The organism is Corynebacterium sp. EPI-003-04-2554_SCH2473622, from assembly GCF_001665955.1.
In the GTDB taxonomy this organism is placed as follows: domain Bacteria; phylum Actinomycetota; class Actinomycetes; order Mycobacteriales; family Mycobacteriaceae; genus Corynebacterium; species Corynebacterium pseudodiphtheriticum.
The window spans coordinates 52,096-67,288 of sequence record NZ_LZMN01000072.1 but is presented as its reverse complement, the minus strand read 5'-3'; the positions used below and the strand labels follow the sequence as shown (position 1 = coordinate 67,288).

General features: G+C 55.8%; 16 protein-coding genes. 11 read left to right on the top strand and 5 right to left on the bottom strand.

Going from position 1 to position 15,193, the window contains the following annotated elements; genetic code table 11:
- The first annotated feature begins 24 nt into the window (after positions 1 to 24).
- From mtrA to secA, 6 genes are all read left to right on the top strand, one after another.
- Positions 25 to 729, top strand: coding sequence for an MtrAB system response regulator MtrA (mtrA, locus tag A5774_RS08040; protein WP_021353654.1), 705 nt, complete (start codon positions 25 to 27; stop codon positions 727 to 729).
- Positions 730 to 828: 99 nt separating this feature from the next.
- The gene (mtrB, locus tag A5774_RS08035) at positions 829 to 2,454 is read left to right on the top strand and encodes an MtrAB system histidine kinase MtrB (protein ID WP_197490275.1); all 1,626 of its coding nucleotides are present in this window, start codon (positions 829 to 831) and stop codon (positions 2,452 to 2,454) included.
- Positions 2,444 to 4,282, top strand: coding sequence for an MtrAB system accessory lipoprotein LpqB (gene lpqB / locus A5774_RS08030; protein WP_021353656.1), 1,839 nt, complete (start codon positions 2,444 to 2,446; stop codon positions 4,280 to 4,282). Before mtrB ends, lpqB begins: the two co-directional genes overlap by 11 nt.
- A gap of 24 nt (positions 4,283 to 4,306) precedes the next feature.
- On the top strand, positions 4,307 to 4,954 hold the full coding sequence (locus A5774_RS08025; RefSeq protein ID WP_051619308.1) for a ComF family protein: 648 nt from the start codon (positions 4,307 to 4,309) through the stop codon (positions 4,952 to 4,954).
- Positions 4,955 to 5,101: 147 nt separating this feature from the next.
- Positions 5,102 to 5,779, top strand: a complete 678-nt coding sequence (gene hpf / locus A5774_RS08020) for a ribosome hibernation-promoting factor, HPF/YfiA family (RefSeq protein WP_021353658.1) — start codon at positions 5,102 to 5,104, stop codon at positions 5,777 to 5,779.
- 172 nt (positions 5,780 to 5,951) lie between these two features.
- Positions 5,952 to 8,546, top strand: coding sequence for a preprotein translocase subunit SecA (gene secA, locus A5774_RS08015; RefSeq protein WP_023018250.1), 2,595 nt, complete (start codon positions 5,952 to 5,954; stop codon positions 8,544 to 8,546).
- Here the strand turns inward: secA and A5774_RS08010 are convergent.
- Entirely contained in the window at positions 8,543 to 8,968 is a 426-nt protein-coding gene (locus A5774_RS08010) for a hypothetical protein (protein WP_064834244.1), read from the bottom strand. The two genes, secA and A5774_RS08010, sit on opposite strands and share 4 nt — an antisense overlap.
- A gap of 150 nt (positions 8,969 to 9,118) precedes the next feature.
- On the opposite strand from A5774_RS08010, the gene A5774_RS08005 reads away from it, so the two are divergent.
- Both A5774_RS08005 and A5774_RS08000 read left to right on the top strand, forming a co-directional pair.
- The gene (locus A5774_RS08005) at positions 9,119 to 9,529 is read left to right on the top strand and encodes an HAD family hydrolase (RefSeq protein WP_021353661.1); all 411 of its coding nucleotides are present in this window, start codon (positions 9,119 to 9,121) and stop codon (positions 9,527 to 9,529) included.
- Between the two features lies 1 nt (position 9,530).
- A complete protein-coding gene (locus A5774_RS08000; RefSeq protein ID WP_064834242.1) occupies positions 9,531 to 10,037 on the top strand; it encodes a hypothetical protein in 507 nt (168 codons plus the stop codon).
- Here A5774_RS08000 and rsgA read toward each other — a convergent pair.
- Positions 10,034 to 11,068 carry a ribosome small subunit-dependent GTPase A gene (gene rsgA / locus A5774_RS07995; RefSeq protein ID WP_064834240.1) on the bottom strand — a complete coding sequence of 345 codons (1,035 nt, stop codon included), beginning with the start codon at positions 11,066 to 11,068 and terminating at the stop codon, positions 10,034 to 10,036. The genes A5774_RS08000 and rsgA overlap by 4 nt on opposite strands.
- Positions 11,069 to 12,328 carry a 3-phosphoshikimate 1-carboxyvinyltransferase gene (gene aroA / locus A5774_RS07990; protein ID WP_064834238.1) on the bottom strand — a complete coding sequence of 420 codons (1,260 nt, stop codon included), beginning with the start codon at positions 12,326 to 12,328 and terminating at the stop codon, positions 11,069 to 11,071.
- 91 nt (positions 12,329 to 12,419) lie between these two features.
- On the opposite strand from aroA, the gene A5774_RS07985 reads away from it, so the two are divergent.
- A complete protein-coding gene (locus tag A5774_RS07985) occupies positions 12,420 to 13,157 on the top strand; it encodes a sigma-70 family RNA polymerase sigma factor (protein ID WP_021353665.1) in 738 nt (245 codons plus the stop codon).
- A 140-nt stretch (positions 13,158 to 13,297) separates the two neighbouring features.
- Entirely contained in the window at positions 13,298 to 13,591 is a 294-nt protein-coding gene (locus tag A5774_RS07980; protein WP_034644914.1) for a hypothetical protein, read from the top strand.
- Between the two features lie 184 nt (positions 13,592 to 13,775).
- On the opposite strand, the gene A5774_RS12000 is transcribed toward A5774_RS07980, so the two are convergent.
- Positions 13,776 to 13,853, bottom strand: a complete 78-nt coding sequence (locus A5774_RS12000) for a 50S ribosomal protein bL37 (RefSeq protein WP_369707185.1) — start codon at positions 13,851 to 13,853, stop codon at positions 13,776 to 13,778.
- A 124-nt stretch (positions 13,854 to 13,977) separates the two neighbouring features.
- The gene (locus A5774_RS07975) at positions 13,978 to 14,238 is read right to left on the bottom strand and encodes a WhiB family transcriptional regulator (protein ID WP_021353668.1); all 261 of its coding nucleotides are present in this window, start codon (positions 14,236 to 14,238) and stop codon (positions 13,978 to 13,980) included.
- Positions 14,239 to 14,614: 376 nt separating this feature from the next.
- Between A5774_RS07975 and A5774_RS07970 the strand changes: the two genes are divergently transcribed.
- Complete coding sequence (locus A5774_RS07970) at positions 14,615 to 15,118, top strand: hypothetical protein (protein WP_051137335.1); 504 nt, start codon at positions 14,615 to 14,617, stop codon at positions 15,116 to 15,118.
- The last annotated feature ends 75 nt before the right edge of the window (positions 15,119 to 15,193 follow it).

Genomic DNA, 15,193 nt, shown 5'->3' with positions numbered 1-15,193 from the left:
CACTCTCGGAGGAAGAACACGACGATGGCAGCAACCATTCTGGTAGTTGACGATGACCCCGCGATTTCCGAAATGTTGACTATCGTGCTGGAATCTGAAGGCTTTCATCCTATCGCGGTGACTGACGGTAACGAGGCTGTGCCGGCGTTTCGTGAGCACGAACCGGATTTGATTCTGCTGGATCTGATGTTGCCGGGCATGAACGGGGTAGATATTTGTCGCACGATCCGTACCGAGTCGTCTGTGCCGATCGTCATGCTGACAGCAAAAACCGACACCGTTGATGTCGTGTTGGGCTTAGAATCGGGTGCTGACGACTACATCACTAAGCCGTTTAAACATAAAGAATTGATTGCGCGTATCCGTGCTCGCTTGCGCCCAGCGGTAGAACCTGGGGAGCCAAAAGCGGATTCTCCGGAGACAATCGTCGTGGGGGATCTACACATTGATGTCAGTGAACACACAGTGACCCGAAACGGCGAAGAGATTTCGCTGACTCCACTCGAATTTGATTTGCTGCTGGAAATGTCGCGTAAGCCTGGCCAAGTACATACCCGGGAAGCATTGCTGGAAAAGGTCTGGGGTTATAAGCATGCCTCGGATACCCGGTTGGTGAACGTACACGTACAGCGCTTGCGGGCGAAGATTGAAAAAGATCCCGAGGATCCGCGGATTGTATTGACGGTACGTGGCGTGGGCTATAAAACGGGCAAGAAGCCTACCGCTTAGGCGTGAAGGAGCGTGAACGAATCCGCAAAGCCCGCTGAGTCGGTTAAGCCTGCTGACTCCGAGAAATCTTTGTTTGCAGCCAAAAAACGGTTCCGCCACCTGCGCATCAGGTTGGTGGAGTTTTGGCGTACCTCGTTGCAGGTGCGACTAATTGTATCTATCTTCGTTTCCTCATTGGTCGTTATGCTGGTGCTGGCTTTTGCGTTGATCTCGGTGATCACGCAACGATTGGTGGACCAGAAGCTCGACGTCGCTAGCCAGGAGATTGATCGTGCACGCTTTGCTGTGGAACAACAGATCAACGCCACTGGTTCAGCAAACAGCGTGCAAGTGCGCATTACCTCTGCGCGCGCGTCGATTTCGCATTCGAGTAGCGAATCTACCGATTTAGCCACGATTTACGACACGATCATCGTCGTCGATAACGGTGATGGCTCTTTGACCACGGCACCGGAAGGTTTTCGGGTACCTGCAGAATTGCGCAGGTACGTCTCTGAAGGGCAAGTTTCTTATCAGTTCACGCCCGTCGAACGTGCCGATGGCACCGTCTATGATGCGTTGCTGATTGGCTCGCCGACAGAATCTGATATCCCGGGTGCACAGGTGTATTTGGCGCTGTCCATGGAATCGGAAGCATCCACGATGGCCCTGTTGCGCGGATTGTTATCCACGGCCGGCGTGGTTGTGTTGGTGTTGCTGGTGGGGATTGCCTGGTTGGCTACGCAACAGGTGATTTTGCCGATTCGTTCCGCCTCACGCACTGCGCAGCGACTAGCGGGAGGACACCTGCGTGAGCGAATGGTGGTCGAAGGTGAGGATGAAATGGCGCGGTTGGCGATGTCGTTTAATGACATGGCGGACAAATTGGTGCGCCAGATTAATCAGTTGGAAGAATACGGCAATCTTCAGCGACAATTCACCTCTGACGTCTCCCATGAATTGCGTACACCCTTGACGACGGTGCGCATGGCCGCGGATATGATCGCTTCCGATTCTGAATCGCTGGCCCCGCACACCCGGCGCGCGTCGGAACTGATGACTCGCGAACTGGACAAGTTCGAAGATCTCTTGGGCGATTTGTTGGAGATTTCACGCCATGATGCCGGGGTCGCGGATTTGTCGGAAACGCAGATTGATGTGCGTTCTAGCTTGGAATCAGCCTGGAACCAGGTGGAGCATTTAGCAGATAAGTTGAATGTTCGTGTGCGGTTTACCGGGCTGGATGAGCCATTGACGATTGCTGGTGATTCTCGGCGTATCGAGCGGATTTTGCGGAATCTGTTGGCGAATGCGATAGACCATTCGGAGGGCAATCCGGTGCTGGTGAATGCTGCGGCAAATGATCACGCTATCGCAATTACCATCGCCGACCGCGGAGTGGGGTTGAAAGAAGGCCAGGAGGATTTAGTCTTTCACCGTTTTTGGCGAGCAGATGTTTCCAGGAAGCGCCATTCTGGCGGCACCGGTTTGGGCTTAGCAATCGCTCGCGAGGACGCCCAGTTGCATGGCGGTATTTTGGATGCCATCGGTGAGCTGGGTGTGGGGTCGACGTTTCGGTTAGTTTTGCCACGTACTCCGCGTGGTCCAGTCGACCCTGCTCCTTTGGAGCTGGCGGTGATGCTGGGCGCCGACGAACCGGAATTAACTGACGACGTAGACGACGCTCGTGCTGAGGCTGAGGCTGATTCTGGCGCTGGTACTGGTGGTGATGGTAATGCAGAATAAGCAGCGACGTACCCACCAATGTGGCGTCTTTGGACGGAGTTCCGCAGATACCCAGCATGGTGGCGTCGGCAAGCGCGGTGTGCAGGTTTTCCGACGTGGAAGCCTTGCGCTGATAGTGGCAAGCAGCCTGGGGTTTGTGGCGGCATGTAGTTCATTGCCACGTGATACCGGCCCGCAAGCGTTGCGCCCGTTTGAGGCGTCTTCCAACCCGGATGATGATATGAATGTTGGTCCGACTGATGGGCAAGAACCAGATTTATTATTACGGGAATTTTATCGGGCCTCGGCTAGCCCAGAAGGTGATTACCGGGCGGCCAAGCGGTACCTCACCGAGAATGCCGAGGGCAACTGGCAGCCACATCACGACGACATGTTGATTGTGGACCGAATCGAATTCAACACTGCGTCTGGGCCAGCGGATTCCACGAAGCGGAAGTTCGACGTGCGCGGTACTGTCATTGGCAAATTAGGTGATGGCGGAAAGTATCTGCCCGAAGATGGTTTGTATGAGACTAGCGTGGAAATGGAGCTGGTGGACAATCAGTGGCGGATTTCCTCACTGCCATCCGGAGTAGTGATTGAGCGTAATGAGCTGCGGAACCAGTATCAGCCGCAGTCGCTGTACTTTTTTGATTCCACTGCCAGCGTGCTGGTTTCTGATCGGCGCTGGTTGTATTCGCAGCAAGAATCGCTGGGTGCGTCGTTGGCAACGATGCTAGTAGAAGGTGCTAGCTCACGTTTGGCCCCAGCGACGAAAGATTATCTGCCGGAAGATGCCACTTTTTTGGGGATTGATGAGGGCACTTATAATTTCTCCGGCATGTCCTCGTTGAGCTCTGAGCAGCGTATGCAATTTGCCGCACAATTGGTGTGGACGTTGGCGGGAGCTTCGGTTCCCGGGCCATATTCAGTCTTGATTGATGATGTTCCGGTGGCTGATGGTTTGGAAACTTTGTCGACCGATGATTTTGCGGGGCTGAATCCCAAATCATCGACCGATGGAGTGAGCTCGCTATATGCTTTAGCAAATGGTTCTTTGGTGCGTGTTGCTTCAGATCAGCGCGTGCCGCTTGACGACGCAGCAGGCGAATTGCGGGATATCAGTGCCGCCGATATCGGGGTTGATGGAACGGTTGCCGTGGTGCGCGCAAAGAACACCGGCGTGGCGCATTCTGCAGGCCGTGGCGAATCCCAGCTATTTATCGGTGAGCTTGACGGCAAGCTGGAAAAAGCGCTGTCCAGTGAGTTCATTACTCGCCCAACATTGGAGCGGACCGGCGGCGCGGTGTGGGTGTCTACGCAGGACAAAAAAGTTGTGCGTGTGGTGCGTGCTACGAGCTCCGGCGAGCTGACTACCAGCAGCGTGGATACCTCAGCCTTGGATGATATAGACGGCGAGATTTCCGTATTGCGCTTGTCTAACAGTGGTGCAGTTGCGGCAATGATTATTGATGGCCATGTGTATACCGGGGTTGTCCAGCACACGACTTCTGGTGAGCGCAAGATCGTGAATGTGCATGAGATGGCCACTGAGATCGGTGGCACCGCGTTGAGTTTGGATTGGCAGCCGGATGGTTCACTGCTGGTGGGGACGTCTGCGGCTGATACGCCGGTGTGGCGTGTGGAACAGGATGGCTCGGCGGTGTCGTCGTTGCCTTCGGGCAATGTGACCGCTCCGGTGGTGGCCGTGGCGGCTTCTGGTTCAACGCTGTATATCACTGATGCGCACGCGACACTGCAGCTTCCAGCCAGTGGCAGCGAGACATCGTTCTGGCGGGAAGTACCTGGTTTGCAGGGGCAGCGTTCGGTTCCTGTGGTGGCGAACTAGCCGGCTGACAATAATGGGGGGATCATGTCGAAATTTCGTCGTCGTGCTGGTCGTGCCGGTTTTATTGAATTGGTCTTGCCACGCGCGTGTGCTGGCTGTGGTGTGCCTGGGCAGCTACTGTGTCGGCAATGCCGTACGCTGCTGGCCCAGCCGCCTCGTCGTATCGCCCCGAAAGCTGATGTGCTCGCGCCTGTCTATGCTTGTGGTGGCTATGGTGGCCCGCACCGCGAAGTCATCTTAGAAATGAAAGAACGCAATAATCGTGCAATCCGTCCGTATATTGCTGCGGTTTTACGGGCAGCGGTAGAAACCTTGCAGGCGCGCGGGGAGTTTTCGCATCGATTAACACTCGTCCCGGCGCCCACACGAACTCACTCCGCGAGACTACGTGGTGGTGATCCAATCACCCAGTTATGCACAGCTAGCGGCTTTCCGACGCGACAAGCAGTGCGCCTCGCGTCGTCGATGCCGGATCAGTCTGGGCTCAACCGCGACGACAGGTTGCACAACGTCCGCGGCAATGTTCAGCTGGTGCGCTCGGTGCCACGCGGGGCCGAGGTGGTGGTTGTGGATGACGTGATAACCACCGGGGCAACACTGGCCGCGACTGTCGACACGCTTACTTATGCTGGTGCAGACGTTGCTGGGTGTGTGGTTTTGGCGGCTGCGTAAAGCTAGGAGAAGCTAGGAGAAGCTAGGAGAAGCTCTGAAAACTTTTTCCAATTAAGCGCTAATTCCCAGTCCAAACCCAGGTCAAACTAGTTCGCGGTTGATACAATAAAAGTAGAGCAACCGAGATGAAAGGGAAAGATTACAGTTATGACTTTCGACGTAAACAACGACGCTCAAGCCCCAGAAGCCCAGGTCACCATCACTGGCCGCAATGTTGAGGTGCCGGAGCACTTCGCGGAGCGCGTTAACGGAAAACTCTCCCGCATCGAAAAGCTGGACCCCACGCTGACGTTCTTCCATGTGGAGCTGAAGCAAGAGCAGAACCCTCGTCGTGAGGATCAAGGCTCCCGCATTCAGATCACCGCCACGGGCAAGGGTCACCTGCTGCGTGCTGAGGCCAAGGAAGATTCCTTCTACGCGGCTCTGGAAACCGCTATTCAGAAGATGTCCCGCAGCCTGCGTAAGGTGAAGGTCCGTCGCGAAGCCGCTAAGTCCGGTCACCGCGCACCAAAAGGTACCGGTGAACTAGCAGCTGAGATGGTTGCAGCGGCGAAAGCTGAAGCTAAAGAACAGGCTCAGCAGTCGAAGTACGATATTGACCCATACGCTGATTCCGTCGAGGACATTGAGCCGGGCCAGGTCGTTCGCGAGAAGGAGCACGCCGCTGTTCCAATGAGCGTCGACGATGCTCTATCCGAAATGGAGCTGGTAGGACACGATTTCTACCTGTTCATCAACGCCGAAAACAACCGCCCGTCGGTAGTCTACCGTCGTCACGCCTTTGACTACGGCTTGATCTCTCTGACCGAAGGCGACGAGAGCTAATCGCTACCACAGCGTATTAATGGCTGGCGCATCGCCAGCTACCTTGCCCGCCCAGGCCGATGATTCCCAAGTGTGTTGCTCATTAACATCGGCCTAGGGCAATTTTTTGTTGCTGCGCGCGTAGAATAGCTCAGAGCAAAACCTATTCGTGATTTTAAAGGATGGCACACCTGTGTTTGGACTTTCTAAGCTTCTCCGGGCTGGTGAAGGCAAGACCGTCAAACGCCTGAAGAAAATCGCCCAAGACGTCATGGCCCTCGAAGACGAGTACGCCGCACTGTCTGACGAGGCACTGAAGGACAAAACGGGCGAATTCCGCAAACGGCTAGCCGACGGCGAAGACCTCAACGACATCATGCTGGAAGCATTCGCGGTGGCCCGCGAAGCCTCCTGGCGCGTATTGGACCAGAAGCACTTCCTAGTGCAAATCATGGGCGGCGCCGCACTGCACTTCGGCAACGTCGCAGAAATGCGCACCGGTGAAGGTAAAACCCTCACCTCCGTACTCCCGGCCTACCTCAACGCACTGGAAGGCAAAGGCGTCCACGTCGTCACGGTCAACGACTACCTGGCCAAACGTGACGCCGAAATGATGGGCCGTGTACACCGCTGGTTGGGCCTGGAAGTTGGCGTGATCCTTTCACAGATGCGCCCCGAAGAACGCCGTGAAGCCTACGCCGCCGATATCACTTACGGCACCAACAACGAACTTGGGTTCGATTACTTGCGCGACAACATGGTGCGCCAGTTGAAAGATGCCGTGCAGCGCGGACACAATTTCTGCATCGTCGACGAGGTGGACTCGATTCTTATCGACGAAGCCCGCACCCCGCTGATCATTTCCGGTCCCGTTGATGGCAGTTCCCAGTTCTATTCCGTGTTCGCCCAGTTGGCACCACGCATGCGCGAAGGCAAGCACTACGAAGTCGATCACCGCAAGCGCACCATCGGTATCAGTGAAGACGGCGTCGAATACGTCGAAGACCAGCTGGGTATCGACAACCTCTACGCTCCAGAGCACGCGCAGTTGGTGTCGTTTTTGAACAACGCGCTGAAAGCCAAAGAGCTATTTGTGCGCGACAAGGACTACATCGTCCGCGAAGGCGAAGTCATGATCGTCGACGGCTTCACCGGCCGTGTCTTGGCTGGCCGGCGTTTCAGTGAAGGCATGCACCAGGCGATCGAGGCAAAAGAAAACGTCGAGATCAAAAACGAAAACCAAACCTTGGCCACAGTCACACTGCAGAACTACTTCCGTTTATACGACAAGATTTCCGGCATGACCGGTACTGCAGAAACGGAAGCCGCCGAGCTGAACTCGATTTATAAGCTGGACGTTGTTCCGATCCCGACGAACAAACCAAACCAGCGTGTGGATCACTCCGACCGCATCTACAAAACGCAGGAAGCGAAGTTCTCCGCAGTCGTGGAAGACATCGCCGAACACGTTGCTGCCGGGCAACCCGTCCTGGTGGGTACTACCTCGGTGGAGCGCTCTGAATATTTGTCGCAGCTGCTCACTCGTAAGGGCATCGAGCATAACGTCTTGAACGCGAAGTACCACGAAGAAGAAGGCAATATCATCGCGCGTGCGGGCCTGCCGGGCAACGTTACCGTCGCGACGAACATGGCTGGCCGTGGTACCGACATCGTGCTGGGCGGTAACCCCGAGGTCATTCTCGATATGCGTCTGCGTCAGCGCGGCCTGGATCCGTTCGACGACGAAGAGGCCTACCAGGAGGCCTGGGACAACGAAATCGAAGACGAAAAGGCGAAGAGTAAACGCCGCGGCGATGAGGTCCGTGAATCCGGTGGCTTGTACGTGCTGGGTACCGAGCGCCACGAATCCCGCCGTATTGATAACCAGCTGCGTGGTCGTTCCGGCCGCCAGGGTGATCCAGGTGAAACTCGGTTCTACCTGTCTATGCGTGATGAGCTGATGGTGCGCTTCGTCGGCCAGTCCATGGAAAACATGATGAATCGCCTCAATGTGCCAGACGACGTTCCGATTGAGGCGAAGATGGTTTCGAACTCCATCAAGGGCGCGCAGGCGATGGTAGAAAACCAGAACTTCGAAATGCGCAAAAACGTGTTGAAGTACGACGAGGTGCTCAACGAGCAGCGCAAGGTGGTTTACCAAACGCGTCACGAGATTCTGACCTCACAGGACATCTCTGCTCACGTGCGCAAAATGATTGACGACACCATCAGCGCTTATGTTACCGGCGCTACGGCGGTTGGCTACGTCGAAGACTGGGATCTCGACGAGCTGTGGAACGCCTTGAACACCCTGTACGAGCCGACGATTGCTTGGCAAGCACTTGTCGACGGCAGTGAATATGGTTCTAAGGGCGAACTCAGCGCGGAACAGCTTCGCGAAGCCGTGACCGCCGATGCGCAGAAGGAATATGACGAGCTGGAAAAAGCAGTCGCCGAAATCGGTGGTGATGAACAAATGCGCAACACCGAGCGCATGATCATCTTGCCGATTATTGATCAGAAATGGCGTGAACACCTCTATGAGATGGACTACCTCAAAGAGGGAATTGGCCTGCGAGCCATGGCTCAGCGCGATCCCCTGGTGGAATACCAGAAAGAAGGCGGCGACATGTTTAACGCCATGAATGAAGGCATTAAGGAAGAAACCGTGCGCCAATTGTTCATGCTGCGTAAACGTTTCGCCCAACAGAGCGAACAAAATAATGATCCTGGCACCCCGATCCAATCTGCCGGTGGCGGCGCCACCAACAGCATCATGGGTGGTTAAGAAGCCAGTACCCGAAGGCTTAACAACTGATCGTCGCCGCACACCGCGGTAAACCCGTAACGGCGGCGGGTCGTGGTGTCCCCAATTAAGGCAGTACCAAATAGTTCCCAACCATCGGGTTGGGTAGACGAAGGTCTGCTGTGTAAGGACTTAACCGCCACCGGGCCAGAAAGTTTGTTGTTTTGCTCAGCCCGTGCCCTGCGCTGCTGCGCGCCGATATGGATGCGCACCGCCGCACCGAAACGCATGCTACGTATTTGATGCGGCGGGCGTACCCCGCTTAAAATTTCCAAGGCAATTTGCAACAACGGTGCATACTGGTGCAAAACGTCGATAGTGGTACCGTCATTGTCTCCATTGTGCTCTGGCTCATCTGGAATATGCACTCGCAGGTGCGCATAGCCCGGTATCGCAGCGAGCATGCTTTCCCTCCCCGAAAAAGATGTGAAACAGGTATGGTATCCAGTGTGCCTGGTCGACGACGACCTGTGTGGAAGTATCGGCAAAAAATGCCAACACTGCCCGAATCCTAGGGCGAAACAACGAAATAACCTGGGCAAAAGGAAGAATATATGCGTGGATTAATCCTGGATTATTCCGGAGTTTTGGATGGCTCCGAAGAAGATCAGCGCCGCTGGCGCAACCTATTAGGCGCAGCCCGTGCAAACGGCGTTGCCACTGCAATTCTGTCTAACCACCCAGGAGGGCCAGAGGCAGAGACTATTCGTGAATGGGAATACCGCGGCATCGTCGATGCTGTCCTATTGTCCGGTGAGATCGGCATGGAAAAACCGGAAATGGGCGCATTTCAACATGCTGCTGCTGCTATGGATCTACCTCTGAATGACTGCGTGATGGTCGATGACGGCATCGATAACGTGCGTGCCTCGGTCGGCTACGGCATGGTGGGCGTGCTGTATACCCAGTTCGACCGCTCAGGTGTAGAAGTACAGGCAATTTTCGATATCGACGGAGAATTCTAGAATGCGCATCTACCTGCCTGCAACGTTTAGCTTGCTTAAGCAGTGCGCTGAGAAAGGCGAATTCCCGGCCCAAGATGGTTGGGCGTTTGCCGTAACGGACGCATTGCGGGATTTTTTCGACTCCGGTGAAGAAGAAGAGATCGCGATGATCGCTTTTGATTCCGCCGCGGAAGCTTCCCTACGCTTGCTGACTACCGGCGACTCCGAACTCCCGCATCGCCGGGTGGTGATTTCTGCAGATGTCCCAGACTCGTCGTGTACACCGGACCCCGAGATGGGGGAACCAGTCGTCAAACTGGATCCCGCAACTATCGAGATTCGGGATTTCGCAGCCATCCATATGGATGTTGCGGATGCCGAAGAGGCTACCGCCAAAGCTATCGAGCTGATTGATGCGGCTGATTTGGGCGATGAAGATGCAGAACTGGCAGTAGGCGATGCCCAAGATAATTTGATGGCGTATTACGACGCCCACGAACTCAACGCTTTGGTGCAGTTGAGTAATTAGTTTTCCCAGTCGACGTTACTGCGCAGCGCGGTAAGCAGTCTGCGTACCGCGTCACGGCGATTGCGAGTTGCTGTGAGATCTGGATCCTGCGCGTCGAGCTCGTCGAGCGCGCATTCCGGGTCCGCGGGAGGGCCGATATGCGAACAACCCCTGGGGCAATCTTCGGTGATTTCATCGAGATCATCGAAGACTTGCAACACCGTCTCGGCGTCGACATGCGCTAAACCGAATGAGCGGATTCCTGGTGTATCAATCAGCCAACCGTCAGGGGAGCCTTCGACGTCGGTAAGCGTTTCTGTCAGCCGCAATGCGACCGATTGTGTTGAGGTGTGTCGACCACGACCGATTGCAGAAACCGCACCGGTGGCGCGGTCAGCATTCGGCACCAAACGGTTGACCAAGGTGGATTTGCCGACGCCTGAGTGTCCAATCAGTGCCGTGCGATGGCCAGCTACTAAACGGGAGACTTCGTCGAGTCTGTCGGAGGTGCCGGCGCACACAATGGCGATATCTAAGCCCGCAAACTGGGCGGCAAAATCGGTGGGATCAGCAAGATCCGTTTTGGTTAGACACAAAATTGGCCTGATATTGCCCACGAAAGCCGCGATCAAGGCTCGTTCGACAAACCCAGTGCGTGGTGGGGGATCTGCCACAGCAGTGACAATCAGCATCTGGTCCGCATTAGCGACAACAATGCGCTCATAAGGGTCTGTGTCATCTGCGGTGCGGCGCAGCACAGAACTACGGTCTGAGAGTTTCACGATACGCGCGAGAGTATCTTTTTTCCCCGACGTATCGCCGACTACGCCGACACGGTCGCCGACCTCAATAGGGGTGCGACCCAACTCGCGTGCACGCATGCATACGACATCGGTGCCGTCGTCCAATGCTACGGTCCAACGGCCACGGTCTTTACCGATCACCATTCCGAAGACTGCATCCTTGTGCTTCGGCCGTTTTTTCGTCCGGGGTTTTGACCCTTTGCCCGGGCGAGTTTTCACGTCTGATTCGTCCCAATCACGCCGAGCCATCTAGGACACCATCGCTTCCCACATCGTGGAAAAACCCGGAAGCGTCTTAGCGGTCGTGGCAATATTTTCCACCTCGATGCCGGGGACGCGCAGGCCAATGATTGCGCCGGCAGTAGCCATTCGATGATCGTGGTAAGAATGCCACTGACCTCCGTGCAAAGCCGAAGGCTCGATGTGTAAACCGTCGGCATGTTCTTCGCAGTTGCCACCGATGCGATTAATTTCGGTAGCCAATGCGGCTAAACGATCAGTTTCGTGCCCGCGTAGATGAGCGATTCCGGACAAAGTCGACGGAGTCGTCGCCAGGGCCGCTAACGCTGCCACGGTGGGAGTGAGCTCACCGATATCCCCCATATCCCGGTTGATACCGAGCAGTTTTCCATCGGTAGGGCCGGTGACACGCAAATCCCCAGAGCTGTGCAGTTGCACTTCGCAACCCATTTCTTGCAAGATCGGGCGGATTTCATCGCCCGGTTGCGTCGTCCTTTCGGGCCATTGGGGGATGGTGACGGTGCCGCCGGTTACTGCTGCTGCAGCCAAGAACGGCGTGGCATTGGAAAGATCCGGTTCGATATCCCAGGTTCCGCCCCGGATGGGACCTGGATGTACACGCCACTCATTATCGGCGACATCAACGCACACCCCGGCATCGCGCAGCATTTCGACGGTCATGGTGATGTGCGGCATCGACGGCAAGGAATTGCCAATATGGCGCACGGTAATGCCCTCGGTGTAGCGGGCCGCAGAGAGCAACAACCCGGAAACAAACTGCGAGGACCCGGATGCGTCAATCTCGACGACGCCGCCAGCTGGCGTTCCCGAGCCTAGGATCCGAAACGGAAGATGTTCGCCGCTGACGGCGACACCAAGTGCCCGCAGTCCGTCGAGCAGCGGACCAATGGGGCGCGCCCGGGCTTGCGCGTCGCCATCGACCTCCACTGGTCCAGCTGCCAGTGCCGCTAGCGGCGGCAAAAAACGCATAACAGTACCGGCTAGGCCACAATCGATGGTGGCGGGCTGCAGCGGTGCTGGCTCGACGGTGATGCGATCTTTTAATTCGGTGACGTTGACCCCCATCGCGCGGAGTGCTTGTGCCATGAGCTGCGTGTCGCGTGAGTGCAAAGGCCGCAGAATTGTCGATGGGCGATCGGCTAAACTGGCTAGTACCAAGGCGCGATTGCTCAGGGATTTGGACCCCGGGATCGTTTGTACGTGTGAAACCGGAGAGGCGGCGTACGGGGCAGCCCAGAAATTGCTCATGGACGCCATGATAATAGAGACTGGACCGTCATCGGTGGCGCTGGACAGGAGTGCGCAGCGCCAGGTGGGTAGTGCAGGAAAGGACACGTGGATGAGAACTGAGCTCAGCGACGCACCGGCGCTAAAAACGGACCGTGCCGAACAGCCCGCAGCCGCTACGGCGCAACCAAGCGGCGACTTTGAAGAACTAGCGTTGCCATTATTGGATCAGCTCTACGGTGGGGCACTGAAAATGACTCGGAACCCACAGGACGCGGAAGATCTGGTGCAGGAAACTTACCTGAAAGGATTCCAGAATTTCGCCAAGTTCACCCCGGGCACAAACCTGAAAGCTTGGCTGTACCGGATCATGACCAATACCTATATCAATGGGTATCGGAAAAAACAGCGTCAACCGGTGCATACCAGTGCCGACGAGCTGACCGACGGGCAGTTGTATACCAGCTCTGGGCATGATCCCACCGGTTTGGTATCTGCAGAAGTGGAAGCGCTGGCGATGATGCCGGACACCACGATTGCTGCGGCATTGAACGATCTTTCTGAGGACTACCGACGCGTGGTCTATTACTCTGATGTCGTCGGGCTGGCGTACAAAGAAATAGCGGAAGTGCTGGAGATTCCGCTTGGGACGGTGATGAGCCGGCTGAATCGGGGAAGAAAAAAGCTACGCGAGACGTTAAAGGAAGTGGCGGCCGAACACGGAATCGCAGCCGCACAAGAGGCGGTGGAAAACTCTGCAGGAGACAAACCGGCGGTGTCCAAGGCCTCTGGGCCACAAACGGCAGACGCAGCGAAAAATGCAGCGAACAGCAAAGAAGGTGAGCGCTGATGCAACAGTGGAACACGCACAACAGTGTAGGGGCTAACGATGCAGCAGCTAGTGATGAGAATGCTCAGTGGACAGCAGCTAATCGACAAACAGCTCGGCAGGCAGAAAGTTATGCCCCGTGTGGGTGCAGCCCAGAACGAGTGAACTATTTAGTGGGGTTGCTCATCGACGGTGCAGAAAACGGTGCGCTCAACTCGACGGAACTGCAGGACGTACGGGCTGAACTCGCCACATGTGAGCTGTGCTATCAGCGTTTAGAACAGGAAGAGCGTTTTCGTGCGATGCTCAACCGCTGTTGCAACGCGGTGGAGGAAAACGCAGAAACCGCAGCGCCGCGGAGTCTACGAGAGCGCATCATCGTGTCTATTCGAACCGAGCGGACCACGACGGTACGTATGAGTCAGCGCACCATCGGCGACGGCCGAGCAGGGTGATTGAAACCGATAATGTTCAGGGTTTGTTAGTGCTTGGATTGTCAGGGCCTGGACCGTTGGCGTCTGGATCAGCGAAGCTCTGCGATGGCTCTGATGCGCCGAGCTAAGAGGAGGGCGAGGTAGGGCAAGGAAAAAGGCAGCTCCCGCAGTGTGCAGGTGCTGCCTTTTTGTATGTTTTCACACACTATCCGCCATTTGGACGTTTACCGCGGTTAGCGGATTTTTTCCGGCGGTCTTTACGCTTACGACCACGCTTGCTCATTGTGATCACTCCTTTAGCAATAGGAACGGTTAACAGAAACTATACTAGCGAACCCTGTTCACACTATAGACAACCGCACATATGAATTGTGGTTGTTGCGGAAAAGGGGAAAGCGCGATAAATATTAGGCGTTGACGCGGGCGCGACGGCCACGGTTGCGCTTGCGCTTGAGGGCGCGACGTTCTTCTTCCGACATGCCACCCCAGACACCAGCATCCTGGCCAGTTTCCAGGGCCCACTGCAGACAGTCGTTAGTTACAGGGCAGCGGTTGCACACCAGCTTCGCCTTTGCCACTTGGGTCAATGCTGGGCCCGAGTTGCCGACTGGAAAAAAGAGTTCTGGATCTTCATTGCGGCAGATTGCTTCGTGGCGCCAATCAGACATGCTGTGTGCTCCTTAGTGGTCGAGGTCAGGGAATAAATCGGAGAGGTGGATACCTCTGCGGTGCTACCGGCCGGGTTTTGTGCCAAAAACTCGCGCGGCGCGCGGTAGTTGGCCCGGAGTCTTCGGGATGTATCAGCGGTGCGTGCGCTTGCTCGCTGTGCGTGCTGCTGCTGATCCGGAATAGTGCCGGTTAGCGGCCTATGTTGTCGCTATGAAGGAATGATTACATGAATAAAAGGTGAATGCTAGGGGTCTGCCATAAATAGTGAGTTAAATCATGCAGCGCGAATGTAATTTCCGAGAGGAATGCTGGCGGTTCTTTTTCGGCAAATCCTTTATCTATCGCTAGCTTGCTGCAGTCGGTAGAATACTGCACGTGAATGCCCGATCCGAAAATTCTGCGATGCCAGAAAAACCAGAATCCGCAGTAAACAACCCTGCAAAAAAAGAAAAACCTTTGCAGCCACCAGCGACGATCAAATTTGCGTCGCTGATTGCCGTGGTGCAGTCGGTGATTGCGCTGATTTTTGCGGGGGTGCTGATTTGGCGCGAGATCATCAATGCAGAAAACAACAGCATCGCATCAGATGCTGCCACGGCGAACTGGATTGGGGCTGGCACTGCCGGTTTCATTGCCATTATCTTCGGCACGATAGTGGCAGCGGCGCTCTCGCAATATCGTGGTAAGCGCTGGGGGCGCGGTCCAATCGTGTTGTTGCAGGTGATTCTGGCTGCGTCGTCGTTTCAGATGATGTCGGGTGGGGCAGTGTTTTTCGGCATCTTCATCTTGGCTTCGGCTGTGATCGCCTTGCTGATGATCTTTCACCCGCAGTCGAATGCTTGGATGGAACTGCATTACGCACCACGTCGCCGAGGCTAATACTGCCGAAGCGAGTATCGCAGGTGCCTAATGGTAGGGGCTGAGTGATAGGGCATTAGATCGGTAGGGGTGGGG

Excerpts from the sequence above, each read along its gene's own strand:
- mtrA (WP_021353654.1), top strand. The coding sequence starts at position 25 with ATGGCAGCAACCATTCTGGTAGTTGACGATGACCCCGCGATTTCCGAA.
- A5774_RS08000 (WP_064834242.1), top strand. The coding sequence starts at position 9,531 with ATGCGCATCTACCTGCCTGCAACGTTTAGCTTGCTTAAGCAGTGCGCT.
- rsgA (WP_064834240.1), bottom strand. The coding sequence starts at position 11,068 with ATGGCTCGGCGTGATTGGGACGAATCAGACGTGAAAACTCGCCCGGGC.
- A5774_RS07985 (WP_021353665.1), top strand. The coding sequence starts at position 12,420 with ATGAGAACTGAGCTCAGCGACGCACCGGCGCTAAAAACGGACCGTGCC.
- lpqB (WP_021353656.1), top strand. The coding sequence starts at position 2,444 with ATGCAGAATAAGCAGCGACGTACCCACCAATGTGGCGTCTTTGGACGG.
- A5774_RS08025 (WP_051619308.1), top strand. The coding sequence starts at position 4,307 with ATGTCGAAATTTCGTCGTCGTGCTGGTCGTGCCGGTTTTATTGAATTG.
- A5774_RS08010 (WP_064834244.1), bottom strand. The coding sequence starts at position 8,968 with ATGCTCGCTGCGATACCGGGCTATGCGCACCTGCGAGTGCATATTCCA.
- hpf (WP_021353658.1), top strand. The coding sequence starts at position 5,102 with ATGACTTTCGACGTAAACAACGACGCTCAAGCCCCAGAAGCCCAGGTC.
- A5774_RS07975 (WP_021353668.1), bottom strand. The coding sequence starts at position 14,238 with ATGTCTGATTGGCGCCACGAAGCAATCTGCCGCAATGAAGATCCAGAA.
- A5774_RS08005 (WP_021353661.1), top strand. The coding sequence starts at position 9,119 with ATGCGTGGATTAATCCTGGATTATTCCGGAGTTTTGGATGGCTCCGAA.
- A5774_RS12000 (WP_369707185.1), bottom strand. The coding sequence starts at position 13,853 with ATGAGCAAGCGTGGTCGTAAGCGTAAAGACCGCCGGAAAAAATCCGCT.
- aroA (WP_064834238.1), bottom strand. The coding sequence starts at position 12,328 with ATGAGCAATTTCTGGGCTGCCCCGTACGCCGCCTCTCCGGTTTCACAC.